The organism is Myceligenerans salitolerans (assembly GCF_017349295.1).
GTDB lineage: Bacteria > Actinomycetota > Actinomycetes > Actinomycetales > Cellulomonadaceae > Myceligenerans > Myceligenerans salitolerans.
Window position 1 is genome coordinate 687,805 of record NZ_JAFMPK010000047.1, and the last position, 24,868, is coordinate 712,672.

The 24,868-nt window shown below is 72.9% G+C and carries 25 protein-coding genes; 9 read left to right on the top strand and 16 right to left on the bottom strand.

Annotated elements, in window-relative coordinates:
- Positions 1 to 30 precede the first annotated feature (30 nt).
- Together J0911_RS16610 and dxs are read right to left on the bottom strand one after the other, a co-directional pair.
- Entirely contained in the window at positions 31 to 921 is an 891-nt protein-coding gene (locus tag J0911_RS16610) for an NRDE family protein (RefSeq protein ID WP_207276565.1), read from the bottom strand.
- Positions 922 to 973: 52 nt separating this feature from the next.
- A complete protein-coding gene (dxs, locus tag J0911_RS16615) occupies positions 974 to 2,950 on the bottom strand; it encodes a 1-deoxy-D-xylulose-5-phosphate synthase (protein WP_207276566.1) in 1,977 nt (658 codons plus the stop codon).
- A 190-nt stretch (positions 2,951 to 3,140) separates the two neighbouring features.
- On the opposite strand from dxs, the gene J0911_RS16620 reads away from it, so the two are divergent.
- From J0911_RS16620 to J0911_RS16630, 3 genes are all read left to right on the top strand, one after another.
- The gene (locus J0911_RS16620; protein ID WP_207276567.1) at positions 3,141 to 4,643 is read left to right on the top strand and encodes a GuaB1 family IMP dehydrogenase-related protein; all 1,503 of its coding nucleotides are present in this window, start codon (positions 3,141 to 3,143) and stop codon (positions 4,641 to 4,643) included.
- A gap of 37 nt (positions 4,644 to 4,680) precedes the next feature.
- Positions 4,681 to 5,379 carry an NUDIX hydrolase gene (locus J0911_RS16625; RefSeq protein WP_207276568.1) on the top strand — a complete coding sequence of 233 codons (699 nt, stop codon included), beginning with the start codon at positions 4,681 to 4,683 and terminating at the stop codon, positions 5,377 to 5,379.
- 119 nt (positions 5,380 to 5,498) lie between these two features.
- Positions 5,499 to 6,449 carry an aminoglycoside phosphotransferase family protein gene (locus J0911_RS16630; protein ID WP_207276569.1) on the top strand — a complete coding sequence of 317 codons (951 nt, stop codon included), beginning with the start codon at positions 5,499 to 5,501 and terminating at the stop codon, positions 6,447 to 6,449.
- 64 nt (positions 6,450 to 6,513) lie between these two features.
- On the opposite strand, the gene J0911_RS16635 is transcribed toward J0911_RS16630, so the two are convergent.
- Positions 6,514 to 7,245, bottom strand: coding sequence for a TetR/AcrR family transcriptional regulator (locus J0911_RS16635; RefSeq protein ID WP_242636767.1), 732 nt, complete (start codon positions 7,243 to 7,245; stop codon positions 6,514 to 6,516).
- Between the two features lie 80 nt (positions 7,246 to 7,325).
- Here J0911_RS16635 and J0911_RS16640 point away from each other — a divergent pair, with 80 nt between their 5' ends.
- On the top strand, positions 7,326 to 8,198 hold the full coding sequence (locus J0911_RS16640; RefSeq protein WP_207276570.1) for an alpha/beta fold hydrolase: 873 nt from the start codon (positions 7,326 to 7,328) through the stop codon (positions 8,196 to 8,198).
- Positions 8,199 to 8,295: 97 nt separating this feature from the next.
- Positions 8,296 to 8,835, top strand: a complete 540-nt coding sequence (locus J0911_RS16645) for a hypothetical protein (RefSeq protein ID WP_207276571.1) — start codon at positions 8,296 to 8,298, stop codon at positions 8,833 to 8,835.
- A gap of 78 nt (positions 8,836 to 8,913) precedes the next feature.
- Here the strand turns inward: J0911_RS16645 and J0911_RS16650 are convergent, their stop codons facing one another.
- From J0911_RS16650 to J0911_RS16660, 3 genes are all read right to left on the bottom strand, one after another.
- Complete coding sequence (locus tag J0911_RS16650) at positions 8,914 to 9,327, bottom strand: VOC family protein (protein ID WP_207276572.1); 414 nt, start codon at positions 9,325 to 9,327, stop codon at positions 8,914 to 8,916.
- Between the two features lie 77 nt (positions 9,328 to 9,404).
- Positions 9,405 to 10,007 (bottom strand): YdeI/OmpD-associated family protein, encoded by a 603-nt coding sequence (locus J0911_RS16655; protein WP_207276573.1) that lies wholly within the window; start codon positions 10,005 to 10,007, stop codon positions 9,405 to 9,407.
- Between the two features lie 52 nt (positions 10,008 to 10,059).
- Positions 10,060 to 11,124 carry an alpha/beta fold hydrolase gene (locus J0911_RS16660; RefSeq protein WP_207276574.1) on the bottom strand — a complete coding sequence of 355 codons (1,065 nt, stop codon included), beginning with the start codon at positions 11,122 to 11,124 and terminating at the stop codon, positions 10,060 to 10,062.
- A 146-nt stretch (positions 11,125 to 11,270) separates the two neighbouring features.
- Between J0911_RS16660 and J0911_RS16665 the strand changes: the two genes are divergently transcribed.
- The gene (locus J0911_RS16665) at positions 11,271 to 11,858 is read left to right on the top strand and encodes a TetR/AcrR family transcriptional regulator (protein WP_207276575.1); all 588 of its coding nucleotides are present in this window, start codon (positions 11,271 to 11,273) and stop codon (positions 11,856 to 11,858) included.
- Between the two features lie 106 nt (positions 11,859 to 11,964).
- On the opposite strand, the gene acnA is transcribed toward J0911_RS16665, so the two are convergent.
- The 4 genes from acnA to J0911_RS16685 form a co-directional block, all read right to left on the bottom strand.
- Positions 11,965 to 14,742 carry an aconitate hydratase AcnA gene (gene acnA / locus J0911_RS16670; protein ID WP_207276576.1) on the bottom strand — a complete coding sequence of 926 codons (2,778 nt, stop codon included), beginning with the start codon at positions 14,740 to 14,742 and terminating at the stop codon, positions 11,965 to 11,967.
- Between the two features lie 163 nt (positions 14,743 to 14,905).
- Positions 14,906 to 15,097 (bottom strand): hypothetical protein, encoded by a 192-nt coding sequence (locus tag J0911_RS16675; protein ID WP_207276577.1) that lies wholly within the window; start codon positions 15,095 to 15,097, stop codon positions 14,906 to 14,908.
- A 70-nt stretch (positions 15,098 to 15,167) separates the two neighbouring features.
- Positions 15,168 to 16,574, bottom strand: a complete 1,407-nt coding sequence (locus J0911_RS16680) for a class I SAM-dependent RNA methyltransferase (protein WP_207276578.1) — start codon at positions 16,572 to 16,574, stop codon at positions 15,168 to 15,170.
- Positions 16,575 to 16,698: 124 nt separating this feature from the next.
- On the bottom strand, positions 16,699 to 18,699 hold the full coding sequence (locus J0911_RS16685) for an APC family permease (protein WP_207276579.1): 2,001 nt from the start codon (positions 18,697 to 18,699) through the stop codon (positions 16,699 to 16,701).
- Between the two features lie 56 nt (positions 18,700 to 18,755).
- On the opposite strand from J0911_RS16685, the gene J0911_RS16690 reads away from it, so the two are divergent.
- Together J0911_RS16690 and J0911_RS16695 are read left to right on the top strand one after the other, a co-directional pair.
- Complete coding sequence (locus tag J0911_RS16690; protein WP_207276865.1) at positions 18,756 to 19,409, top strand: potassium channel family protein; 654 nt, start codon at positions 18,756 to 18,758, stop codon at positions 19,407 to 19,409.
- Complete coding sequence (locus J0911_RS16695; RefSeq protein WP_207276580.1) at positions 19,409 to 20,074, top strand: potassium channel family protein; 666 nt, start codon at positions 19,409 to 19,411, stop codon at positions 20,072 to 20,074. Before J0911_RS16690 ends, J0911_RS16695 begins: the two co-directional genes overlap by 1 nt.
- Here the strand turns inward: J0911_RS16695 and J0911_RS16700 are convergent.
- The 4 genes from J0911_RS16700 to dut form a co-directional block, all read right to left on the bottom strand.
- On the bottom strand, positions 20,016 to 20,855 hold the full coding sequence (locus tag J0911_RS16700) for a DUF3159 domain-containing protein (protein ID WP_207276581.1): 840 nt from the start codon (positions 20,853 to 20,855) through the stop codon (positions 20,016 to 20,018). The two genes, J0911_RS16695 and J0911_RS16700, sit on opposite strands and share 59 nt — an antisense overlap.
- 181 nt (positions 20,856 to 21,036) lie before the next feature.
- Positions 21,037 to 21,405 carry an OB-fold nucleic acid binding domain-containing protein gene (locus J0911_RS16705; RefSeq protein ID WP_207276582.1) on the bottom strand — a complete coding sequence of 123 codons (369 nt, stop codon included), beginning with the start codon at positions 21,403 to 21,405 and terminating at the stop codon, positions 21,037 to 21,039.
- Between the two features lie 10 nt (positions 21,406 to 21,415).
- Positions 21,416 to 22,138 (bottom strand): DUF3710 domain-containing protein, encoded by a 723-nt coding sequence (locus J0911_RS16710; protein WP_207276583.1) that lies wholly within the window; start codon positions 22,136 to 22,138, stop codon positions 21,416 to 21,418.
- Between the two features lie 106 nt (positions 22,139 to 22,244).
- Positions 22,245 to 22,730, bottom strand: coding sequence for a dUTP diphosphatase (gene dut, locus J0911_RS16715; RefSeq protein WP_307865130.1), 486 nt, complete (start codon positions 22,728 to 22,730; stop codon positions 22,245 to 22,247).
- Between the two features lie 28 nt (positions 22,731 to 22,758).
- On the opposite strand from dut, the gene J0911_RS16720 reads away from it, so the two are divergent.
- Entirely contained in the window at positions 22,759 to 23,217 is a 459-nt protein-coding gene (locus J0911_RS16720; protein ID WP_207276585.1) for a DUF3093 domain-containing protein, read from the top strand.
- Positions 23,218 to 23,352: 135 nt separating this feature from the next.
- Here the strand turns inward: J0911_RS16720 and J0911_RS16725 are convergent, their stop codons facing one another.
- Both J0911_RS16725 and J0911_RS16730 read right to left on the bottom strand, forming a co-directional pair.
- Positions 23,353 to 23,655 carry a DUF4193 domain-containing protein gene (locus J0911_RS16725; RefSeq protein WP_123814110.1) on the bottom strand — a complete coding sequence of 101 codons (303 nt, stop codon included), beginning with the start codon at positions 23,653 to 23,655 and terminating at the stop codon, positions 23,353 to 23,355.
- Positions 23,656 to 23,989: 334 nt separating this feature from the next.
- Positions 23,990 to 24,841 carry an inositol monophosphatase family protein gene (locus J0911_RS16730; RefSeq protein WP_307865131.1) on the bottom strand — a complete coding sequence of 284 codons (852 nt, stop codon included), beginning with the start codon at positions 24,839 to 24,841 and terminating at the stop codon, positions 23,990 to 23,992.
- Positions 24,842 to 24,868: the final 27 nt, after the last annotated feature.

Sequence of the window (24,868 nt, forward strand, 5' to 3'; positions counted from 1 at the left end):
TCCACCCGCGCGGCCGGGACGGGCCCGCGTTCAGAGGTCCACGCGCTTCCAGTCCGGGGAGGACGGCGTGCCCGTGAAGTCCATCCGCACCCGGCCGGGCTCCCGGCCGAGGGCCACCAGCGTGGCCGACGTCGAGGCGAAGACCCGGCCGTCCGGCACGTCGTGGCGCACGAGCAGCGCGCGCGGGTCGTCCTCCGCCAGGCCGCCGCCGCGCATCAGCTCCACCCAGTCACCCCACCACTCCGCGGTGGCGGGGTGCGGAACCGGCCCGCCCGGACGGTCCGCCGTCGCCGCCGGCCCGATCTGTGGCGCGCGGCGCGTGGCGGGGGTGAAGCCCGCTCCTGACCGCCCGGTCCCGTCGAGCAGCGGGGCGAGATGCGGCACCAGCGGGTCCTCGGCGACGTCGAGGCCCTCGTTGGTGATGATGTGGTCGCCGGGCGGGATCTCGGCATCGGTCACCTCGTGACCGTCCCAGGAGACGAGGCGCGCCCCGGTGGCGTCCGCGACGAGCAGGTGCACCACCTCGTACGCCCGCAGGTCCGCGGCGTCCGGCACGCCGGACGTCAGCGCCTGCAGAGGCAGCCTCCCACGGCTCGGCCTCGTGGACGACGGCGGGCTCCCCGGCGGGGACCGGTCGATCCGGTTCATGAAACTGCCGTTCAGCACGGCAGCGACACCGGGCCGCGCTCCCCCGGCCGGCAGACCGGCCGCCTCCCCCGCCTCCGTACCGACGTCGCCGGCCCGCACCGCCAGCCACGTGCCGCCGGCCACCCGGTCCCGCCCGCCGACCAGCCCTGGTGCCTCCCGCGGCCAGTGCTCCCCCGGGGCGTCCCAGGGCCGGTCGGTCAGCTCGTCACGAACGGCGGCGAGCAGGAGCGGCCATTCGGCGGCGGGGTCCAGACGCAACAGCACGGTGCACACGCATGCACCCTACGCGCCCCGCGCTCCGGTCCCCCGCCGGGCCTCCCCCGGCTCAGCCGTCCGCGAGCGCCGCCAGGGCGTCGCGGACGGCGTCGGCGGCGGTCATGCGCTGCGAGCCGGCGATCTGCTCGCGGCTCGCGTGGTCCAGGAACTCGGCGTCGAGGCCGACGTGCACGTGGCGGGTACGGATGCCCTGCTCGCCGGCGCGCTGGGCGAGCAGGGCGCCCGCACCGCCGTCGGCCAGGCCGTCCTCGATCGTCAGGACGAGGTCGTGCTCCCCGGCGAGCTTGACGAGCGCGGCGGGGACGGGCAGCACCCAGGTGGGTGAGGCGACGGTGGTCTCGAGGCCGTGTTCGGCGAGTGCCCTCGCGGCGTCGAGCCCGGCGCGTGCCATGGCGCCGATCCCGACCACGAGGACGCGGCGCGGCGCGTCCGGCGCGGAGGTCGTTCCGGCCGCCTGCGCCGTGCCCGGGCCGCCGGTCACGGACGCGCCTGCCGTGCGACGGTCGCCGGCGGACGCACCGGCCGGCTGGGGCTCGAAACGCCCGATGACGTCGACGCCGTCGAGCTCCTCGACGCACGGGATGTCCTCGCCGAGGGCCCCCTTGGGGTAGCGCACGACGGTGGGCGCGTCGTCGACGTCGACGCTCGCGCGCAGGGCGGCGCGGAGGGTGGGTTCGTCGCGCGGGGCGGCCAGGCGCAGGCCGGGAACGACCCGCAGCATGGCCATGTCCCACATGCCGTTGTGGCTGGCGCCGTCGGCGCCGGTGATCCCGGCGCGGTCGAGCACGAAGGTGACACCGGCCTTGTGCAGGGCGACGTCCATGAGGACCTGGTCGAACGCGCGGTTCAGGAACGTGGCGTAGACGGCGACGACGGGGTGCAGCCCGGCGTACGCCATGCCGGCGGCGGAGGTGGCGGCGTGCTGCTCCGCGATGCCGACGTCGAAGGTGCGCTCGGGGAACTCCTTGGCGAACGGCGCGAGACCCACGGGGTGCAGCATGGCGGCGGTGATCGCCACCACGTCCGGCCGGCGGCGTCCGATGCGGACGATCTCGTCGGCGAACACCTTGGTCCAGCCGAACCGGGACTGCGCGACGGGCAGCCCGGTCTCGGGGTGGATGACGCCGACGGCGTGGAAGCGGTCGGCGATGTCCTCCTCCGCGGGCTTGTAGCCGCGGCCCTTCTCGGTGATGGCGTGGACGATGACGGGCTTGCCGAACGCCTTGGCGCGGCGCAGGGCGTGCTCCATGGCCGCGGTGTCGTGGCCGTCGACGGGGCCGATGTACTTGATGCCGAGGTCCTCGAACAGGCCCTGCGGCGCGATGACGTCCTTGATGCCCTTCTTGAAGCCGTGCATCCAGCGCCAGGCGAAGCGTCCGGGCGGGCCGGAGCGGGTGAGGGTGCGGGTGGCCCAGTCGAGGAACGCCTCGTAGCCGCTGGTGGTGCGCAGCGTGTCGAGGTGGTTGGCGAGCCCGCCGATGGTGGGCGAGTAGGAGCGGCCGTTGTCGTTGACGACGATGACGAGCCGGCGGTCGGGGCTCTCGGCGATGTTGTTGAGAGCTTCCCAGGCCATGCCGCCGGTCAGGGCGCCGTCGCCGATGACGGCCACCACGTGGCGGTCGTCGCGCCGGGCGACCACGTTCGCCTTGGCGATGCCGTCCGCCCAGGACAGGGCGGTGGACGCGTGGGAGTTCTCGACGACGTCGTGCTCGGACTCGGCGCGCGACGGGTAGCCGGAGAGGCCGCCCTTCTGCCGCAGGCGGGAGAAGTCCTGGCGGCCGGTGAGCAGCTTGTGCACGTAGGACTGGTGCCCGGTGTCGAACACGAGGGTGTCGCGCGGTGAGCGGAACACCCGGTGCATGGCGATGGTGAGCTCGACGACGCCGAGGTTCGGGCCGAGGTGCCCGCCGGTGCGGGAGACGTTCTCCACGAGGAAGTCGCGGATCTCCTGCGCGAGTTCCCCGAGCTGGCCGGGAGTCAGTTTCCGGACGTCCTCGGGCGAGCTGATCCCGCTCAGCAGTGCCATGTCGTTCCTTCCCCGCGGCTCCGTCCCGGGCGGGCCGGGCGCGCACTCGTCGTCGTCCCCCTGCACTCACGCGTCGGTGAACACTGCGCCACGCGCGGCAAGGTGTCATCGTACGTACCCCGGCGGGGCCGCACGAACTCGGGGGCCCGAGTTCCACACCGGCCTCACCCAACAGTCATAGTCTGTCATCGTGCGATTCCTCCCTGGCCAAGATCCCTCCCACGACCTCACCTACGGTGACGTGTTCCTCGTCCCGTCACGGTCCGACGTCTCGTCGCGGTTCGACGTCGACCTGAGTACCGCGGACGGCACGGGCACGACCATCCCCGTCGTGGTGGCGAACATGACCGCCGTGGCGGGCCGTCGCATGGCGGAGACGGTCGCGCGGCGCGGCGGTCTGGCGATCCTGCCGCAGGACGTGCCGGCACGCGTGGTCGCGGACGTGGTGGCGGACGTGAAGTCGAAGGACCCGGTGGTGGAGACGCCGGTCGTCGTCGGCCCCGACGACACGGTGCACACCGCCCTGACGCTTCTCGGCAAGCGTGCGCACGGCGCCGCCGTCGTCACCGAGGACGGCCGCCCCGTGGGGGTGGTGACCGAGAAGGACTGCCTGGACGTCGACCGCTTCGCCCAGGTGCGCACGGTGATGACGACCGACCCGCTCGTGGTCGAGGCGGGGACGCTGCGTGACGCGCCGGGGCGTGGCGCGGACCGGGACGGCGACGACGCCCCGGCCTCCGGGGCACGCGGGCTCGAGCGGGCGTACGACATGCTGCACGCCGCGCACCTGCAGTTCGCGCCCGTGGTGCGCGACGGGCTCCTGACCGGTGTCCTGACACGCAAGGGCGCCGTCCGTTCGTCCGTCTACGCGCCCGCGGTGGACGACGGCGGCCGGCTGCGCGTCGGGGCGGCGGTCGGGATCAACGGCGATGTCGCGGCCAAGGCGAAGGACCTGCTCGCCGCCGGGGTGGACGTCCTGGTCGTCGACACGGCGCACGGCCACCAGGGGCGGATGCTGGCCGCCCTCGACGCGGTCCGGTCCGTGAGCCCGTCCGTCCCGGTCGTGGCGGGCAACGTGGTGACCGCGGACGGGGTGCGCGACCTCGTGGCCGCCGGCGCCGACATCGTGAAGGTCGGCGTGGGGCCCGGGGCCATGTGCACGACGCGGATGCAGACGGCCGTCGGACGGCCTCAGTTCTCCGCGGTGCTCGAGTGCGCCGCGGCGGCGCGCGAGCTCGGCAGGCACGTGTGGGCCGACGGCGGCGTGCGGCACCCCCGCGACGTCGCCCTGGCCCTGGCGGCCGGCGCGTCGCAGGTGATGGTCGGGTCCTGGTTCGCCGGAACCTACGAGTCGCCGGGCGACCTGCGCGAGGACGGGAAGGGGCGCCTGTACAAGGACTCGTTCGGGATGGCGTCCGCGCGGGCCGTGGCGGCGCGGACCGCCGGGGAGGGCTCCCCGTTCGAGCGGGCACGCAAGGCGCTGTACGAGGAGGGAATCTCGACGGGGCGCATGTACCTGGACCCGCAGCGTCCCGGTGTGGAGGATCTTCTCGACGAGATCACGTCGGGGCTGCGGTCCTCGTGCACGTACGCGGGCGCCCGGGACCTGGCCCAGTTCGCCGAGCGCGCCGTGGTGGGCGTGCAGTCCGCGGCCGGCTACGAGGAGGGCCGCCCGGTCGAGACCAACTGGTGAGGGCCGGCCGGCCGGCGCGCGGCGGTAACCTCGTCGGATGAGCTCGTCACCTGCGGTGTCCTCCGCACGCACACAGTTGGAAGCACTGGCCGAGGCCGGGTTTCCGGCGCCGTGGCGGCATGCCCGCGGGGATTTCTCGGGTGCGGCCCGGCCGGCGGCGGTACTGATCCTGTTCGGCGTGCTCGACGGGCTGCCCTCCGACCACCACGCCCAGGCCGACGCGGTCCGGGACGACCTCGACGTCCTCCTGCTCGCGCGTGCCGCGACGCTGCGCTCGCACGCCGGGCAGGTGGCATTCCCCGGCGGCCGTGCCGACGCGGGCGAGACGATGGTCGACGCCGCCCTCCGGGAGGCCGAGGAGGAGACGGGCCTGGACCCGTCCGGCGTCGAGGTGCTCGGCGAGTTCGACCCGCTGCCGATGCCCGTGTCGAACCACGTGGTCACGCCCGTGCTGGGATGGTGGACGAAGCCGACCACCGTGGGCGTGGTGGACGAGGCGGAGTCCTCGCACGTGTTCCGCGCACCGGTCGCCGACCTGCTGGACCCGGCGTCGCGCGTCACGGTCGTGGTGGGCCACGAGGGCCGTTCCTACCGGGGACCGGGCTTCCAGGTCTCCGACGGGACGACGACCCACCTGGTGTGGGGCTTCACCGGCGGTATCCTCGACGCCCTGTTCGACGCACTGGGCTGGACCGAGGACTGGGACCGCAGCCGGGAGTACGAGCTGCGCCCCTGAGCCGGGCACCCCGCCTCGTGGGTGGCCGGGCCGCGTCGCCGCCCGGCCACCGACCGGCGATCACCACGGGCCCGGCGCGTCCGGCCCACCAGCCCGCACCGCACCCCGACGGAGGATTCATGGTCGCCGCCGATATCGACGTCAGCGTCACGCTCGCCAGGGAACTGCTCGCCGAGCAGCATCCCGACCTCGCCGCCCTGCCGCTGGAGGTCGTCGCGAACGGCTGGGACAACGTCATGCTGCGGCTCGGCCCGCTACCCGACGGCGGTCACCTGGCCCTCCGGCTCCCCCGGCGCGAGGCCGCCGCCCACCTGATCGAGCACGAGCAGACGGCACTCCCCCGCCTCGCGCCCGCGCTGGGGACGACCGGGATCGCGTTTCCCCGCCCGGTACGCACCGGGAGACCGAGCGACCGCCTCGGGTTCCCGTGGTCGTGGAACGTCGTGCGGTGGGTGGACGGCGTGGCCGCGGCCCGGACCGAGGTCGCCGGCCGCGGCGCGTGGGCCGCCGACCTCGCGAATTTTCTCGCCACCCTCCACGTTCCCGCCGACGACGCCCCCGCGAACCCGTTCCGGGGAATTCCCCTGGCCGCGCGGCCGGACGCCCAGGACCCGGCCGTGTTCACCGCTCGCCTGAGGCGCGTGCCCGAGGCTCTGCACGACGCCGCCACCCGCCTCTGGCACGAGGCTCTCGACGCCCCTGCCCACACCGGCCCGCCGATGTGGCTGCACGGCGATCCGCATCCGGGCAACCTGGTGGTCCGCGAGTCCGCCCACGGCACCCAGGAGCTCGCGGCCGTCGTCGACTTCGGCGACGTCACGTCCGGCGATCCGGCATCCGACCTCGGAGAGGCCTGGCTCACCTTCGACGCCGAAGGGCAGGCACGCTTCCGCACCGCGGTCGACTCACGCGCCCACGACGGCCGCGGCTGGGACGAGGCGACCTGGACCCGCGCCAAGGGCTGGGCCCTGATGTACGCGACCAACATGCTGGCGCACCCCGACGAGCACCCCTGGCTCGTGCCGATCGGCGAGCACGGCCTGCGGCGGCTGCTCGTCGACGGCGACTGAGGGGCGCCGCTCCGCCGCGGGTCCCGGGACGGGCACGGGGCCGGACGGGACACAGGACCCGTACTCAGCGCAGCATCGCCGGGTCGGCGCCGTGGGCCCGCAACACGGTTCGCACCGCGGCCTCCGTGCGCGCGTACACCCGGTCGTCCTCCAGCAGCAGCGAACGGTCGTTCGCCGCGTTGAGCAGGGCGTTCACCTCGAACGCCACCTGCTGGGCGTCCGTCCCGGCGGACAGTTCACCGGCCTCGACCGCGACCGCCACCTGGTGGGCGAGATATCCGTCCCACTCGGCCTGCGCCTCGACCACGGCGTCCCGCACCGGGCCCGGTCGCATGTCGAACTCGATCTCGACGGTGCGGAAGAAGCAGCCGCCCCGGAACACCCGGCGGCGTGAGTAGTCGATCCATCGCCGTACGAGCTCCCAGACCCGCGCGAGCCCTCGCTCGGTGCCCCGCGCCGGGAGGACGACCGCCTCGGCGTAGATCTCACGCGCCCGCGCGACGACGGCGAGCTGCAGCCCTTCCTTCGAGCCGAACAGCCCCGCGATGCCGCTCTTGTTCACGGGGGCCGAGGCCGCGAGCCCACCGAGCGACAGGGCGTCCAGCCCGTGCACCGAGGCGTCCTGCACCGCCTGGTCCAGCACGGCCCGGCGGGTGCGGTCACCGCGTGCGCGGCGAAGGTCGGTCGCACCACCCGGCGTGCCGCCCGCCGCGGCGCCCGTAGCGCCCGCGCCGCCGCGCGCCGTACCGCCCGGCGTGCCGCCGTGCGCTGCCGGGGCCGCGTCAGATGTCCGCATGAAGAGAGTGTACGACCGTACGGACATCCTGTACCGTGAGAAACAATCCGATCGATCGTTCAGATTCACTGGGAGCACCCGTGACCGCCTTGCGCCACCTCGTCCACCTGCCCGCGCCGCTCGCCGCCGAGATCGCCGCCTGGGCCGCCTTCCGGCTCGGGCCGCCCGCTCCCGTGCGGCCGCACGAACGTGAGGTGCACGAGTCGTCCCGCCGCAGCACGCTCCGGCACCGCCCCGACGCCGGGAACCCCGGCCGGCCGGTGGACGTCGTCGTGCACGCCTGGGGCGAGCCGGACGCCCCGGCAGTCCTGCTCGTGCACGGGTGGCAGTCCCGCGCCTCGTTCTTCGCTCCTCTGGTGCGGGACCTGCTCGCCGCCGGACGGCGCGTGGTCGCGTACGACGCCCCAGGACACGGCGCATCGGGCGGCAGGCGCCGCACCCTCGCCGACGACGTCGCGATCATCCACCGCCTGTCCGCCACGGAGCCCGGAGGCTGGGAGGGCGTCGTCGCGCACTCGGCGGGCGTGCTCGGTGCCGGGGTGGCACTCGCCGACGGCGCGCCCGCCCGGCGGTTCGCGGGGCTGGCCGGGATCTCGTCCGCCACCGCGATCAACGACGGCTTCTTCGCCTTCACCGGCACCCCGCCGGCACTGCGCCGACGGTACGACGACATCGTGCGGCGACGCCGGTTCCCTGACGAGCCGGATCTCTACGAGCGCTACGACCTCACGCGCCGCCCCGTGCCCGCGACGATCCCGGCGCTGTTCGTGCACGACGACTCGGACCGGCGCGTACCCCACCACCAGTCCGAACTGCTCCTGGCGGCGCACGCCGGATCTGCCGAGCTCGTCACCACCACGGGACTCGGCCACAACCGGATCGTGCGTGACGACCGCGTGCGGCGCCGCACCGTCGAGCACCTCACCGTGGTGAAGCCCAGTAATCTTCCCTGACCTGCGGCTTTCCCCTACACTGGCGTCGCGTTCGTCCGGCTTGCGGGATTCTTGCCCACGCCGGCTCCCAGACGCGCGACGACCGAGTGGGGAGAGCATGCCTGCCGAACACGCCCGGGACGCGGCCACCGCCGCGATCGTTCTGGCCCTCTTCGCCGGGCTGTGGTTCGCCTGGTCGCAGCGCCACATCCGGGGCCTGTGGATGCTGGCGCCGATCGTCGGCGTGGTGAGCGCGATCGTGGTCGTGGTCAGCGGAGTCATCGCCGTCGTCGGCGCGTGGGACACGGGAACCACGGTCGACGCGGGAACCGTGGGACTCTACGTCGTGGCAGTGGCCCTGCAGGCCGTCGTCACGCGTCTGATCACCGGCTTCCTCGCGGCCCGCGGCCTCAACCGGCTCGTGCCCACGACGGTCGCCGTGTCGATGACGGTCCACCTCGTGGTGCTGGCCGAGCTGCTCGCGGTGAACGACCTCTACCTCGTGGCGCTGGTCTGCGTGGCCGCCGTCGTCCTCGCGTGGCCGGTCGCCGCCGTCGGCCGGCTCATGTCGCCGAGCGGCGCGCCGATGATCCACGCGACGACGGGCATCCTCATGGGCGTGATCCTCCTGGGCGCGGCCGCGCGGGCGCTGAGCTGACGGCGTGCGGCCCCACCGCGGGCGCCGCCGCCCTACCGCTCGCTCCGCGCGGCCGGACGCCCGTCCGGGGCGGCGGGCTCACAGCACGATCCGCGCGATCTCGCCGGGATTCCAGGCGATCTCCCAGTAGTAGCCGTCCGGGTCGGTGAAGTAGCCCGTGTAGCCGCCCCACTCCCGGTCCTGGGGCGCGTGCGGAACGCTCGCGCCGGCCGCCGTGGCGGCGGCGAGGACGGCGTTCACGTCCTCCCGGTGGGGCACGTTGTGGGCGAGGGTGATCGGCGCGGCGCCCGCTCCCTTCTGGACGGCCCCGACCTCCTGCTCGAACTGGTCCCGCACCCAGAACGACAGCAGGAGGTGCTCACCGGCCTGGATCATGAGGACCTCCCCGGGCTCCTCGAAGGCGGGCGTCCAGCCCAGACCGTCGACGTAGAAGGCGCGCGAGGCGCGGACGTCCCGCACCGCGAGCGTGACGAGGCTGAGTCGCTGTTCCATGCCCCGAGCCTGCCACCGCTGTACGACAAACCGCCGGCCCACCATCCGTCCCCGGGTACCGGCCCAGGGCGCATCGTTCAGCTCTCGGCCTCCAGCGTCCGCTTCTGCGGGTACGGCGTCTCGCCGCGCTCCAGCATGGCGACGAACTTGCCGACGTTGCGGGTGTGGGCCTCCGGCGTCCGCAGATTGGCCAGGCGGTGCAGGATGGCGTACCGGTTCTGGCCGGACAGGATCTCGAACATCGCCGCGGCCCGGGGATTCACGCCGAGCGCCTCCGCGAGCTCCTCCGGCACCTGGATGCTCCGGGGACCCTCGTACGCGGATTCCCAGCGGCCGTCGGCCTTGGCCTTCTCGACCTCGTCCGTACCACGTGGCCGCATCCGCCCCGCGGCCGTGAGGCGTTCCACGATGCCGACGTTGCGGGCGGACCACCGGCTGCGAGCGCGGCGGGGACAGAACCGCTGCAGGCTGGTCGCGTCGTCACGGCGGCGCTTCTGCGCGTCGATCCAGCCGCTGCACAGCGCCTCCTCGAGCGCGGCCGCATAGCTCAGCGAGGTGGGGGTGGTCGTCCCCTTCTTCGCCAGGACGAGCCACACGCCGTCGGACAGCGACTCGTTCTCGTCCAGCCATGCCCGCCAGGCGGCGCCGTCGGGAACGATCAGCTCGGGGTCGTCGATCATGCGAGGACCGTACGCCGGGAGTCTGACATCCTCCCGCGGTGGGGTCGTCCCGTCAGGCGTCGTGTCGCTCCATGAAGTCGAGAATCTCGGCGTCGACCGCCTCCGCCTCCTCGAACGGGAGCGAGTGCGAGGCGCCGGGCCAGAGGCTCACCTCGGACCGCGCCAGGTGCTCCTCGGCGTACCGGACGGCGGCCTCCGGGTCGCTGTTGACCTGCCCGTCGCCGGCCATGGCGGCGTAGACGGGCACGGGCAGGCCTTGGAGCTGTTCGGGACTGAACCTCGACGGCGTCGGGCGCCGCGAGGAGTAGTGCGTGGTTCCCGCGGCGATCATCCGGGTCATCGGGTCGTCCGGGTCGAGCTCCGTGACCCCGCCGATGCCCGCGAGCGCGGCGTCCCGCCAGCTCTGGGGCAGGAAGGGGATCGAGCTGGGGATCGACCGCAGCACGAGCTGCACCGAGAAGGTGTCGAACGTCTGCACCGGGTCCAGCAGGCTCAGGGAGGCGACGCGCGCCGGGTGGTGGATCGCGTAGTTCATCGCCGACCAGCCACCGAAAGAGTGCCCCACCACGTGGGCCCGGCCGACGCCGAGTCCGGCAAGTGTCTGGTCGATCCATCGCGCCTGGGAGGCCGGGCTGCCGAGGGGCGCGACCTGTGCGCTCATCCCGGCGTCGCCCAGGGCGTCCAGGGCGTAGACGGGACGCTCGGACATCAGGTCCGGGAGGTTCGTCTGCCACATGGGCGCGCCCGATCCCCAACCCGGCAGCAGGACGACGGGGGTCGTGCCCGCCGCGTCCCCGGCGGTGCCTGAGGTGCTCGCGTTCGCGTCCGGGGCGCCGCTTCCCGTCTCGGCGAAGAGGTAGGCGCGCACCGTCCCGTAGTCCGTGGGGACGTCGTGCGTGCGCGCGGGTGGCGGGAGGGTCGCCATCACGTCCTCGTAGGCGGCGACGTACTCCGCCCGCCCTTCCGCGCTCCGCCAGGCGCCCACGGCGGGACCGCCGGGCATGGCCAGCAGCACCACGTTCGCCACGACGGACACCGCGAGGACCCCGCGAACGAGGTTCCGTCGCCGGCGCGGCACCGGGACGACCGACGCCTTGCCCTTGCTCTGTTTCGTCATAGCAATACACTTGCACTGTAAAAGCTTCCGCGCAACCACCCGCCGCGCACCGTGCCGCAGCCCCCGAGCCGCGCGTCGTCCGGCCGAGCCGCGTACCGTGCGCACGGCGCGTGCCGTCCGGCCGAGCCGCGTGAAAGGATCTGGCCGTGCCCCGGATCGTCGACCACGCCCAACGTCGCCGCGAGATCGTCATCGCGGTGTGGGCGCTCATCGCGCGGCGCGGGTTCGAGGGCGTCACCCTCCGGGCCGTCGCCACCGAGGCGAACATCTCCGTCGGGCGCGTGCAGCACTACTACGCATCGCGCACCGAACTCGTCCGCGACGGCTGCCGCCTGATGCTCGACGAGGCGCGCTCGCGCTTCACCGCGCAGATCGAGCCGCTGCCACCCGTCGAACGCCTGCGCGCGCTGGTCCGTCGCGCGGTCCCCACGTCACCGGAGTGGGCGCTGGGCACCATCGTGTGGCAGGCCTACCAGGCCAAGACCGTGGACGACGCCGAGATCGCCGGCATGGTCACCGAGGCGCACGCCGACGCGGTACGCCAGGCCGCCGCGTTCATCGTCGCGGCGCGCCGCGACGGCACGCTGCCCGACGGCGGCCCTCCGGGCGACATCGCCCTCCGGCTCCTCGCCACGTCCGAGGGCTACGCCGCACGCGTCATCGCCGGCAGTCTCGACGCCGACGACGCGCTCCGCGCCCTCGACCGGGACGTCGACGCCCTCCGTGGGCGGTGAGACGGTCAGCCGGCCCCGACGACGTCGGCCCCGGCCCCTCCCCTGAGGAAGGCGACCGGGGCCGACGTCGGGCAGCCCGACGGGTCAGGCCGCGCTCATGCCCGGCTCACGCCGCGAGCGAGCGGAGCACGTACTGCAGGATGCCGCCGTTGCGGTAGTAGTCCGCCTCACCCGGGGTGTCGATGCGGACCACGGCGTCGAACTCGACCGTCGTCCCGTCGGCCTTGGTCGCCGTGACGGCCACGGTGGACGGCGTCTCGCCGTCGTTGAGCGCGGTGATGCCGGAGATGTCGAACACCTCCGTACCGTCCAGGCCCAGCGAGTCCGCGGACTCGCCCGCCGGGAACTGCAGCGGCAGCACGCCCATGCCGATGAGGTTCGAACGGTGGATGCGCTCGAAGCTCTCGGTGATGACGGCCTTCACGCCGAGCAGCTTCGTGCCCTTGGCGGCCCAGTCACGCGAGGAGCCGGAGCCGTACTCCTTGCCTCCGAGCACCACCAGGGGGGTGTTCTGCGCGGCGTAGTCCTGCGCGGCGTCGTAGATGGTGTCCTGGGCGTCCTTCACGAAGTTGTACGTGAAGCCGCCCTCGATACCGGCGCCGTCGTTCTCCGCGGCCAGGAGCTGGTTGCGCAGGCGGATGTTCGCGAACGTGCCGCGGACCATGACCTCGTGGTTCCCGCGGCGCGAGCCGTAGGAGTTGAAGTCACGGCGCTGCACGCCATGAGCGGCGAGGTACCGGCCGGCCGGGCTGTCCGGCTTGATCGCGCCGGCCGGGGAGATGTGGTCGGTGGTGACGGAGTCGCCCAGCTTGGCCAGGACGCGCGCGCCGGCGATGTCCTCGACCGGGGCCGGCTCCATGCCCATGCCGTCGAAGTAGGACGGCTTGCGCACGTAGGTGGAGTCCGGGTCCCAGGCGAAGGTGTCGCCCTCGGGGGTCTCGAGCGCGCGCCAGCGGTCGTCACCGGTGAACACGTCGGCGTAGTCCGTCTCGAACATCTTGCGGTCGATCGAGGACTCGATCGTCGCCTGGACCTCCTCCGGGGAGGGCCAGATGTCCTTGAGGAACACCGGGTCGCCGGCCTCGTCACGGCCCAGCGGGTCGTGGTCGAAGTCGAACTCCATGGTGCCCGCGAGGGCGTACGCGATGACCAGGGGCGGGGACGCGAGGTAGTTCATCTTGACGTCCGGGTTGATGCGCCCCTCGAAGTTGCGGTTGCCCGACAGCACGGAGACGACGGCCAGGTCGTGCTCGTTGACGGCCTCCGAGACCTTCTCGTCGAGCGGGCCGGAGTTGCCGATGCAGGTGGCACAGCCGTAACCCACCAGGTGGAAGCCCAGCTTCTCGAGGTACGGCCACAGGCCGGCCTTCTCGTAGTAGTTGGTGACGACCTGCGAGCCCGGCGCCATGGAGGTCTTGACCCACGGCTTGGACACCAGGCCCTTCTCCACGGCGTTCTTCGCGAGCAGCGCCGCGGCGAGCATGACCGACGGGTTCGAGGTGTTGGTGCACGAGGTGATCGAGGCGATCGCGACGGCGCCATGGAACAGCTCGAACTCCTTGCCCGCGCTGTTCGTGACGTGCACGTGCTTGCGGCCGTTCGGCGTGACCGCCGGGGCGTCCGACGCGGGGAAGGACTCCTTCTCGGCCTCGTCGACGCGGTCCATGACCTCGGGCGCGTAGTTCGGCAGGTCGCGCGTGAACGCCGCCTTCGCGTTCGTCAGCTCGATCCGGTCCTGCGGGCGCTTCGGGCCGGCGATCGACGGGACGACCGTCGACAGGTCCAGCTCCAGGTACTCGGAGTACTTCGCCTCGGGGGCCTCCGGGTCGAGCCACAGGCCCTGCTCCTTGGCGTACGCCTCGACGAGCGCGAGCTGCTCCTCGGAACGGCCGGTCAGGCGCAGGTAGTCGACGGTGACGCCGTCGATCGGGAAGATCGCGGCCGTCGAGCCGAACTCCGGCGACATGTTGCCGATGGTGGCGCGGTTCGCGAGCGGCACCTGAGCCACCCCGGCGCCGTAGAACTCGACGAACTTCCCGACCACGCCGTGCTGGCGCAGCATCTGCGTGATGGTGAGGACGACGTCGGTCGCCGTGACGCCCGCCGGGATGGAGCCGGTGAGCTTGAAGCCGACGACCCGCGGGATGAGCATGGACACCGGCTGGCCGAGCATCGCGGCCTCGGCCTCGATGCCGCCCACGCCCCAGCCGAGCACGCCGAGGCCGTTGACCATCGTGGTGTGCGAGTCGGTGCCGACGCAGGTGTCCGGGTAGGCCCGCAGCACCGGCGCCTCCCCGTCCACGGAGACCTCGCGCGTCATGACCGTGCGCGCCAGGTACTCGATGTTCACCTGGTGCACGATGCCGGTGCCCGGCGGGACGACCTTGAAGTCGTCGAACGCCGTCTGGCCCCAGCGCAGGAACTGGTAGCGCTCGTGGTTGCGCTGGTACTCGATCTCCACGTTGCGCGCGAACGCGTCCGTGGTGCCGGCGACGTCGATCTGCACCGAGTGGTCGATGACCATCTCGGCCGGCGACAGCGGGTTGATCCGCGTCGGGTCGCCGCCGAGCTCGGCGACCGCCTCGCGCATGGTGGCCAGGTCGACGACGCAGGGCACACCGGTGAAATCCTGCATGATCACGCGCGCGGGCGTGAACTGGATCTCCGTGTCCGGCTGGGCGTCCGGGTCCCACGACGCGAGCGCGCGCACGTGGTCCGCCGTGATGTTGGCACCGTCCTCGGTGCGCAGAAGATTCTCGGCGAGGATCTTGAGCGCGTACGGCAGGCGCTCGACGCCCTCCACCGCCGACAGCCGGAAGATCTCGTAGGCCGTGCCGCCTACCTCCAGCGTTCCCTTCGATCCAAACGTGTCCACGCTGCTCACTGCGGCTCCTTCGCGGGGCTTGCGGGCCACCGGGCGTCCGGCGCGCACACGCGCCGGCCCGACGGCGGGATTCGGGGGCTCCACCCAGCCTAGGCCGGGCTGCTTCCGCCAGCATACCGCATGTATCTTGACGTCAAGATACTTGCCCGTCACGAACCGGGGCTCAGCCCGTCAGCAGCCGGACGACCACCACCACGAGCAGCACCAGCACGGCGACCGGAACCAGAAGCACCACGCCGACCCTCCGTGCCAGCGGATTCCGCGTGGCCACCCGTGCCACCCGTGCGAAGCGCCCCCATCGCCGCACCCACGCGATCAGCAGTTCGAGCCTGCTCGCCTTCCCGTCCTCGGCCATGGACGCCAGCGTAGGAGACGGAGGGTGCGCTTCCGGCCCGCCTCCGCCCCGTGCGCGGGGCCCCGGCGCCTCAGCGGCGCTCCAGGACCGCTACCGCCTCGACATGATGGGTGTGCGGGAAGAGGTCGAACGCGCGCAGGGCCGTGAGGCGGTAGCCCGCCTGGCCGAGGTAGCCGACGTCGCGCGCGAGCGCGGCCGGGTCGCAGGCCACGTAGACGACCCGCTCCGGGTCGCGGTCGGCGATCGCGGCCACCACGTCGCGCCGGGCGCCGGCGCGGGGCGGATCGAGGACCACGACGTCGGCCTGCCCGGGGACCGTGTCGCGGCCGGACAGGACGTCCGCCACGTCACCGGCGAGGAGGCGGACCCGGCCCAGGCCGTGGGCGTTACGGCGTGCGTCGCGCACCGCGCCGGCGTCGCCCTCGACCGCGACGACCGTGCCGCTCTCCCCCACGGCGGCAGCCAGCGGGAGCGTGAAGAGCCCTGCCCCGGAGTACAGGTCGAGCACGGTCGCGCCGGAGACCCCTCCGGCGGCGTCGAGGACCGCCTGCGCCAGCAGCCCCGGAGCGGCGCGGTGCACCTGCCAGAACCCGGAGGCGCTCACGCGGTACGCGAAGGTGGTCACGGCCTCGGCGCCCGGCAGCCGCACGGTGGCCCCCTCCTTCACCGTCCGCCGTGCGTTCGGCCGGGAGTCGACCCGCCCGCGGTGCCACGGCTCGCCGTCGACCAGTACGAGCCCGCCCCCGCCGGCCGGGCCCGCACCCGGCTCGGCCGGGCCGCCGTCCGCGGCCGGCGCCACGAGCTCCACGCGCGTGCCCGGCGGCCAGCGCCGGTCGAACACGCCCTCCGCGGACGCGAGCGCCGCGACGTCGGGGGTGGCGAGGGGCATGCCGGCCGGCAGCGCGTCGAGCGGGACGACGTCGTGGGAGCGGAAGCGGTGCATGCCGAGCCGGCCGTCGTCGCCTGCCACGAGGTCGATCCTGGTGCGGTAACCGAGCCCTCCGGCGTCGTCGTCGCCGGGCACCGCCTCGACGGTGAGACCGTCGAGCAGGGGGCCGTCGTAGCGCGCGATGCGGCGGAGCTGGTCGGTGAGGACGTCGGCCTTCCAGCGCCGCTGGGCCGGGAGGGCGACGTGGGAGAGCTCGCCGCCGCCGACACCGCCGGGCCCGGCGGCGGGCCAGGCGGGGTCGACACGGTCGGGTGAGGCCTCGAGGACCTCGACCGCGTCGGCGCGCCAGAAGCGCGACCCGGTGCTCGTCACGCGGGCGCGGACGCGCTCGCCGGGAAGGGTGTGCCGGACGAAGACGACGCGGCCCTCGTGCCGGGCGACGCAGTGGCCGCCGTGCGCGGCCGGGCCGATCTCCAGGTCGAGGATCTCCCCGGCGCCGGGGAGGTCGCCGAGCCGCGCCTCGGGACGGCGGGGCGGGCGCCCGGGACGGGCGCGGCCGAGCCGCGGGCGGGACGGTCGGGTGGTCATGAGGCCTGCCTTCTGCGCCGGGCGCGGAACATGTCGTGGTCGAGCGAGGGACACGGTGTCGACGCGGGCCACGGCTCAGGCCCGTGGGCCGTGCCGCCGCCCGCAGGCCGCGACCGTCCGGGGGTCACGGCGCCTGCCGCCGGCGGTGGGCGTCGGCGCCCTCAAGGCCGGTCTGGCCGGCCGAGGACTCCAGCTGCCACGGCACGGACGCCACGACGACCCCCGGGGTGAACAGGAGACGCCCCTTGAGGCGCAGCGCCGACTGGTTGTGCAGGAGCTGCTCCCACCAGTGGCCCACCACGTACTCGGGGATGTACACGACGACGAGGTCACGCGGGGACTCGCGGCGTACCGATCGGACGTACTTCAGCACGGGCTTGGTGATCTCGCGGTACGGGGAGTCCAGGATACGCAGTGGGACCGGCAGGTCGAGCGCGTCCCACTCGCGGGTGAGCCCGGGGATGTTCTCGCGGTCGACACCGACGGTGACGGCCTCCAGCGTCTGCGGCCGCGAGGCGCGAGCGTAGGCGAGGGCACGCAGGGTGGGCTTGTGCACCTTCGAGACCAGCACGATGGCGTGCACGCGGCTGGGCAGGGCGCGGATGGTGTCGTCGTCCGCGAGGGCGAGCTCCTCGCTGACGCGGTCGTAGTGCTTGTGGATGGCCCGCATGATGACGAACAGCCCCATGATGGCGAGCAGGGTGATCCAGGCGCCGTGCGTGAACTTCGTGACGAGCACGATGACGAGCACGGCGCCGGTGGCGACGAGGCCGACCGAGTTGATGAACCGCGAGCGCTTCATCCGGACGCGGGTCTCGGGGCGCACCTCGGTGCGCAGCTCGCGGCTCCAGTGCCGCACCATGCCGAGCTGGGACAGCGTGAACGAGAGGAACACGCCGACGATGTAGAGCTGGATCAGGGCGGTGACGCGGCCGTCGAACACGACCACGAGCACGATCGCTCCGGCGCCGAGGGTGAGGATGCCGTTGGAGAACGCGAGCCGGTCGCCGCGCGTGTGCAGCTGGCGGGGCAGGTAGCCGTCACGGCCGAGGATCGAGCCGAGCACGGGGAACCCGGCGAACGCCGTGTTCGCGGCGAGCAGCAGGACCAGCCCGGTCACGGCCACGACCAGGTAGAACACGAACGGTGCCCCGGAGAACACCGCCTCGGCGAGCTGGCTGATGACGGGGTGCTGGACGTAGTCGACGGGCAGGGCCTCGCCGTCGAGCGTGAGCTGGGTGTGCGGGTCCTCGGCGTAGCGGACGCCCGTCGCCTGGGCGAGGAGGACCAGCATCATGAGGGTGGCGGCGGAGACCAGGCCGAGCATCGCGAGCGTGTTGGCGGCGTTGCGGCCCTTGGGCTTGCGGAACGCCGGCACGCCGTTGCTGATGGCCTCGACGCCGGTGAGCGCGACCGAACCGGACGCGAACGCGCGTGCCACCAGGAGCGCACCGCCGAGACCCACGAGCCCCTGGTCCATGCCGGCGGCCGGCACGATCTCGAACCCGGCGCTCTCCGACGGCGGGAGGGTCCCGGTGTAGTGACGGATCGCGCCGACCACCGCCATGGTGCCCATCAGGCCCATGAAGCAGTACATCGGCACGGCGAAGAACCGGCCGGACTCCCGCACGCCCCGGAGGTTCATCAGGGTGAGGAACCCGATGATCCCCACGGCGACCAGAACCTCGTAGCCGCGCAGCGCCGGGAGCGCGCTGGCCGCGTACTGGGCGCCGGAGGACACGGACACGGCGACGGTGAGCACGTAGTCGACCAGGAGCGCCGACGCGACGCCGAGGCCCGCCGTCGGCCCCAGGTTCGTGGTGACGATCTCGTAGTCGCCGCCGCCCGACGGGTACGCCCGCACGTTCTGCCGGTAGGAGGCCACGACCACGAGCAGCATCACACCGACCGCGAGACCGACCCAGGGTGAGACCGCGGTCGCCGTCAGACCGGCCACCGCGAGCATGAGGAGGATCTCGTCCGGCGCGTAGGCCATCGAGCTGAGCGCGTCCGAGGAGAACACCGGGAGCGCCAGCCGTTTCGGCAGCAGGGTGCGCCCCAGGCTGTCACTCCGCATGGGACGGCCGACCAGCAGTCGCTTGGCCGCGTCGATAATTTCCGGCACGTTGCATGATGCTATGCCCAAAGGCGGGTAGCGTTCCCATCGTGCACTTCGTGATCATGGGCTGTGGCCGTGTGGGCGCCACACTCGCGCAGAACATCTCCGAGCGCGGGCACTCGGTCGCCGTCGTCGACCAGAACACCGACGCGTTCCGGCGTCTGCCCTCGGACTTCGCCGGGAAGAAGGTCACCGGCGTGGGGTTCGACCGGGACACGCTGGTCCAGGCCGGGATCGAGGAGGCCTTCGGCTTCGCCGCCGTGTCCGACGGCGACAACTCGAACATCCTGTCCGCGCGTGTCGTGCGGGAGACGTACGGCGTGGACAACGTGGTCGCGCGCATCTACGACCCGCAGCGGGCCGAGATCTACCAGCGGCTGGGCATCCCCACCGTCGCGACGGTGCGCTGGACCGCCGACCAGGTGCTGCGCCGCATCCTGCCGCTGGGTTCCACCGACGAGTTCCGGGACCCGTCGGGCAAGGTGCGGATCGCCCAGGTGGACTACCACCGCGGCTGGGTCGGGTCGCCGCTGCGGCGGCTCGAACGAGCGGCGGGCGCGCGCGTCGCGTTCGTCACGCGCTTCGCGGAGGGCATCCTGCCCGACGACGGGACCGTCCTCCAGGAGAACGACGTGCTGCACGTGATCATGCGGGTCGACGACGCCGACGACGTCGAGCGCGTGCTCACCACCGCGCCGAGGGAGGAGGACGAGTGATGCGGGTCGTCATCGCCGGGGCGGGCTCGGTCGGCCGCTCGATCGCCCGGGAACTGCTCAGCCACGACCACGAGGTCGTGCTCGTGGACCGCAACCCCCTCGCCATGCGTGTCGCTCAGGTCCCCGAGGCCGACTGGCTGCTCGCCGACGCCTGCGAGCTGTCGAGCCTGCAGGACGCCGACGTCGAGACCGCGGACGTGGTGGTCGGTGCGACCGGCGACGACAAGGTGAACCTCGTCTTCTCACTCCTGTGCAAGACGGAGTTCGGGGTACCGCGCACGGTGGCACGCGTGAACAACCCGAAGAACGAGTGGATGTTCGACGGCTCGTGGGGCGTGGACGTGGCCGTGTCCACCCCGCGCATCATGACCGCGATGGTCGAGGAGGCCGTCGCCGTGGGCGACCTCGTGCCGATCTTCACGTTCCACCAGTCGGGTGCGGACATCCTCGAGCTCACGCTCCCGCGCGACTCACCCCTGATCGGGACGCGGGTGGGTCAGATCGAGTGGCTGGAGGACACCGCGCTGTCCACGATCGTGCGGGACGGCCGACCGATCGTGCCCAGCGACGACGACACGCTGGAGGGGCACGACGAGCTCCTGATCGTCACCGGTTCCGGCGTCGACCGGGCGAAGCTGCAGCGCCTCCTGACAGGACAGGCCTGATCACGATCCAGCACCCGAACAGCACCAGGGCGAACAGGGGCACGCCCAGCACCAGGTGGAACGTGCCGAGCCACGCCACGGTCCCGGCGAAGTAGAGCGGCGTCTTCACGGCGAGACGCAGCGCGAACATGCCGACCCAGAGCCACGTCGCGATGGTGTAGGCGCGCACCTTCGCCGGATCCTGCCGCCAGGCCGTGAGCGCGGCGAGGGGGTTGGGCTCGTCGTCCGACCCGCGCTCGTCCTCACGGGGTGCCGTGCTCCGGCGGTCCGGGGCGGCGTCCGACGACGGCGGGGCCTCCTGCCCGTTCCGGCGCACCTGGTCCGGGGTCAGCCCGGACACCAGTGCCTCCACGAACAGGCCGATCACCGGCCAGCGGACGAGGATCGAGACCAGCATGACCACCAGGTAGGCGGCGTTGGTCCAGAGCGCCCAGACGAACACGTTCTCCGCGTCGCCGGTGCGCCACGCCCAGACCGCGCCGATCACGACGCCGACGAGCCCGCCCAGCGCCGTCGTCAACGGGGTGCGCTGCACCAGTCGCACGACCGCCGCGAGGACCGCGACGGCGACCGAGGCCACCAGAGGGACCATGAGGTCCTGGAGGATCACGAACAGCACGACGAACACCACGCCCGGCGCCACCGACTCGACCATGCCGCGCACGCCGCCCACCGCGGCCAGCGGCGAGAAGTCGTCCGCCGTCACCGCGGCGAGGCCGCGTCCCGGCGACGTGGACTGGTCGTGCTCGGCGGAGGACCGGTGATCGGTGCGGTGCGTCATGCGGACATTCTGCCGTGCCGGGAGGCGTCGGGGGACATCGGCCGCCGCTGCGCGCCGAGCGGCGCCTCGGTAGCATGTTGCGGCCTGTCGGCACGAACGGCGGGCACGGCATCCCGTGCGTTCGGGCAGGGTCGTGTCCGGATCCCGCGGGAACCCTGCGCCACGCTCGCCGTGGCGCGGCTCAGTCGGCCGGGCGAGGGCGCAGCTCGTAGCGGGGGTTGAAGATGGTCCGGCGGCCGTGGACGTCGCTCACCATGCCTTCCACGCGCAGACGGCGGCCGGGTTCGATCCCCGCGATGGAGCGGCGTCCGAGCCAGACCAGGTCCAGCACGCCGGAGCCGTCGTACAGCTCGGCCTCGACCGTCGGTACGCCTTCTCTCGGTCGCAGCACGACCGATCTGAGGATGCCGGCGGCGGAGCCGCGCCGTCGCGTCTCCAGCCTGTCCACGGCGGTACAGCCCGCGCTGCGGGCCGCCGCGGCGCGCTCGTTGACCGCCTCGCGCTCGTCGTTGGAGGCGAGAACCCCGGCCAACGCGGATCGCAGCCCCATGGCGCCTCGCTCAGCCGATCTGGGTGATCTCGGGGCCGCGGCGCAGGGGGTTGAAGTCCGTGGCCTGCGGCCGGGCAGCGGCGCCACCCTCGGCGGTCGTGGTGGACTCCGCGGCGGCGCTCTTCTGCCGCGGCAGCGTGAGCGTGAGCAGATCACGCGGAGGGCGCGGGCTCTCGTCCCGCACGACCACGACGTTGGCGAACACCGACTCCAGGGGGCGCGCCGCCTCCTTGTCGAGTGCCGCCTTGCCCGCGAGGACGCCACGCACGAACCAGCGCGGGCCGTCCACGCCGATGAACCGCGCCGGCCGGGTGCGCGGTGAGCCGTCCGGTGCCGTGGCCGGCATGTGCACGAGCAGTTCCCGTCCGAACACTCCGGGGACGTCGTCGACCGAGCCGCCCTGGCGAGCCACGGAGTCGGCGATCTCCGCGCGGATCTCGTCCCAGATCCCGGAGGACTTCGGGGCAGCGAACGCCTGCAGCTGGAGGCTCGAGCCGCCGAGCGCGGCGGTGACACCGGTGACCTTCTGCGTCTTCTTCTCGATCTCCATGCGGAGCTCGAGACCAGGAAGGACCGGGAGCCAGATCGCGCCGAGATCGACGCGCGGACCGGGCTTGTCCACGTCGGAACGGTCGAACGGGCCTTGCGCCGGAGCCGGCGAGGCCTGACGCTGCGGAGCCTCCGGCTCCGGTTCGGGCGTCGCCGCCTTCGCTCCTCGTCGGAACAGACCCACTTGGCCACCATCTCCTCTCGGATGGGCGCGGGCTTCGCGCCCAACGCTCTACTTTAGTCCCGCTCGCCGAGCGCCAGGTACAGGTACGGGCCTGCCGGTGCTCGTATCAGGAACGCGCCGCGGCCCACCCGCCGCTGGAGCCGAAACCGCCCGCGCCCCGCGCACTGCCCGGCAGGGTCTCGGCGGGCAGGAACCGGGCCCGCTCCACCTTCTGGATCACGAGCTGTGCCACACGGTCCCCGCGCATGAGCTTCACCGGTTCGTGCAGGTCGGTGTTGAGCAGGGTCACCTTGATCTCGCCGCGATAGCCCGCGTCGACCGTACCGGGTGCGTTGACGAGCGTCACTCCGTGCCTGGCCGCCAGGCCGGACCGGGGGTGCACGAACGCGGCGTAGCCGTCGGGCAGCGCGACGGCCACCCCGGTGGGGACCATCGCACGACCGCCGGGCGGCAGCTCGATGTCCTGCGTGGTCACGAGATCGGCGCCGGCGTCGCCCGGGTGGGCGTAGGCGGGAACGGGGACGTTGGGGTCGAGCAGCTGGATGAGCACGTCCACGGTGCTGCCCGGGTCGTTGGTGTCGTCGTGAGGCACGCTGCGAGGGTACGGGATGATGTCCTCCATGACCTCCCGCGCCACCCCCGAGTTCCACGAGCGCCTGCTGCCCGGCCCGGGCGGTTGGCTGGGCACCGCGGGACTGGGTGTGATCGCGGGGATCGTGCCGTGGCCGTTCAACCCTCCGCTGGGGGTCGCGACGGCGATCCTGGTCGGCGCCATCGCCGCGATCGCGCTGGCGACCACGTCGCCCGTGGTACGGGTGAGCGCCGGCGTGCTGCAGGCCGGCCGGGCCAGCATCCCGCTGTCCCGGCTCGGGGACCCGGCCGCGCTCGACGCGACCGCCATGCGCTGGGAGCTCGGCCCGGGCCTCGACGCCCGCGCCTACGTCTGCCTCCGGGCGTGGGCCCGCACGGGCGTCCGCATCCCCGTCGAGGACCCCCACGACCCGACCCCCTACTGGCTCGTCTCCACCCGCGACCCGCGCACGCTGGTAGCGGTCCTCTCCGGCACGCCCGCCTCGTAGCGCGGGTCGCGCCCGGCGGGCCCGGGAAAGGCCGGGACCGGAAAGCCAGGAGAACAGAGCACGACAAAGGCTGCCACGATGCCGTGACAGCCTGGTGTCGAAAACTCGCGAGGATTGCTCGCGTCGCGCGCTGGGTCAGGCAGCGGCGCACTCCGTGCAGATCGGCTGGCCGCCGTTCTCGGCCGCGAGCTGGCTGCGGTGGTGCACGAGGAAACAGCTCGAGCAGGTGAATTCATCGGCCTGGCGCGGCAGCACCCGGACGGCGAGTTCCTCACCGGAGAGATCCGCGCCCGGAAGCTCGAATCCTTCTGCCGCCTCGGTCTCGTCCTCGTCCACGACGCCGGACGACTTGTCCTGGCGACGAGCCTGCAGCTCCTGGATCGAGTCCTGCTCGACGTCCTCGTCGGTCTTGCGAGGTGCGTCGTAATCAGTGGCCATGTGTGTCTCCGTGGGTCTTCCGTGGGTGGGGGCTGAGCTGATAATGCGTGGCGGCCGGGTTTTGTTCCCGGACGGGCGAACGGATTCTGCACGATTTTTTCGCGCTGCGCGACACGTATCGGTGTTAACCGCGTCACGTCGTGGATGACCTGCGCCGACAGTGGCACTGACCTGGGCTGCGACCTCCCCGATCCCCGCCCGGTGAACAGGATTTCGTCGCAGCCGTTTCACGACGTGACACGGTTGCGACGCGATAGCGCGCACACCCCTCCCCGTCGCCCGCGCTCCGGCGGGCTCGGCCGCGCGATCGGAAAGCCCTTTCTAACCTTCGTCCCTAACCCTCGTCGGCGTTGGCCGCCTCGAGGATCTTCGCCAGGGGAGCGACGAAGTCGGCGCCGCCGGCCACCACCATGTCACCAGTGGCCACACGCCCTCGCAACCCGGTCATCACGGCCCCGGCCTCGGTCGCCACGAGCGCGCCGGCGGCCATGTCCCACGGGTTCAGGCCGCGCTCGTAGTAGAGGTCGATCGAGCCCTGGGCCAGCAGGCACAGGTCGATCGCGGCCGATCCGAGCCGCCGGATGTCACGAACCTGCGGCAGCACGTGGGTCAGCACCACCGCCTGGGCCGCCCGGCGGTCGGCGTCGTACCCGAAACCCGTGCCCACCAGGCACTCCCCCAGCGATGCGGGCCGGGACACACCGATCGGCTCGCCGTCGCGGGTCGCGCCCTGGCCGAGGCCCGCCGACCACGTCGTGTCCTGCGGCACGGAGTGCACGGCACCGGCCAGGATCGTCCACGCGGCCGGATCCGGCGGCCCGGCGACGACGGCGACCGACACCGCCCAGCCCGCGACCCCGTAGAGGTAGTTGACCGTGCCGTCGATCGGGTCGACGACCCAGGTGAGCCCGCTCGTGCCGGCCACGTCGTCGCCCTCCTCGCCCAGGATGGCGTCGTCGGGCCGCTCCTCGGCGAGGATCCCGCGCAGCAGGTCCTCCGAGGCCCTGTCCATCTCGGTGACCGGATCGGTGCCCGTCGACTTCGTCGCGGCGACCTCGACCGTCGCCGGTCTGCCGTCGCGGACGAGCGCTCCCGCGGTGGTGGCGAGACGCTCCGCCAGGGCGCGAAGACTCGCGATATCGATATCAGCGCCGGCGGGAACGGGGGGAAGAGAGTTTTCGCTCACGCTTGCCATCCTGCCGGAATTGTCGTG

Coding starts and splice junctions, on each gene's coding strand:
- J0911_RS16625 (WP_207276568.1), top strand. CDS start 4,681: ATGAGCTCGTCACCTGCGGTGTCCTCCGCACGCACACAGTTGGAAGCA.
- J0911_RS16705 (WP_207276582.1), bottom strand. CDS start 21,405: ATGGGGCTGCGATCCGCGTTGGCCGGGGTTCTCGCCTCCAACGACGAG.
- J0911_RS16655 (WP_207276573.1), bottom strand. CDS start 10,007: ATGATCGACGACCCCGAGCTGATCGTTCCCGACGGCGCCGCCTGGCGG.
- dxs (WP_207276566.1), bottom strand. CDS start 2,950: ATGGCACTGCTGAGCGGGATCAGCTCGCCCGAGGACGTCCGGAAACTG.
- J0911_RS16695 (WP_207276580.1), top strand. CDS start 19,409: ATGCGGGTCGTCATCGCCGGGGCGGGCTCGGTCGGCCGCTCGATCGCC.
- J0911_RS16725 (WP_123814110.1), bottom strand. CDS start 23,655: ATGGCCACTGATTACGACGCACCTCGCAAGACCGACGAGGACGTCGAG.
- J0911_RS16680 (WP_207276578.1), bottom strand. CDS start 16,574: ATGACCACCCGACCGTCCCGCCCGCGGCTCGGCCGCGCCCGTCCCGGG.
- J0911_RS16635 (WP_242636767.1), bottom strand. CDS start 7,245: ATGCGGACATCTGACGCGGCCCCGGCAGCGCACGGCGGCACGCCGGGC.
- J0911_RS16650 (WP_207276572.1), bottom strand. CDS start 9,327: ATGGAACAGCGACTCAGCCTCGTCACGCTCGCGGTGCGGGACGTCCGC.
- J0911_RS16700 (WP_207276581.1), bottom strand. CDS start 20,855: ATGACGCACCGCACCGATCACCGGTCCTCCGCCGAGCACGACCAGTCC.
- J0911_RS16630 (WP_207276569.1), top strand. CDS start 5,499: ATGGTCGCCGCCGATATCGACGTCAGCGTCACGCTCGCCAGGGAACTG.
- J0911_RS16720 (WP_207276585.1), top strand. CDS start 22,759: ATGACCTCCCGCGCCACCCCCGAGTTCCACGAGCGCCTGCTGCCCGGC.
- J0911_RS16645 (WP_207276571.1), top strand. CDS start 8,296: ATGCCTGCCGAACACGCCCGGGACGCGGCCACCGCCGCGATCGTTCTG.
- J0911_RS16660 (WP_207276574.1), bottom strand. CDS start 11,124: ATGACGAAACAGAGCAAGGGCAAGGCGTCGGTCGTCCCGGTGCCGCGC.
- J0911_RS16675 (WP_207276577.1), bottom strand. CDS start 15,097: ATGGCCGAGGACGGGAAGGCGAGCAGGCTCGAACTGCTGATCGCGTGG.
- J0911_RS16690 (WP_207276865.1), top strand. CDS start 18,756: ATGGGCTGTGGCCGTGTGGGCGCCACACTCGCGCAGAACATCTCCGAG.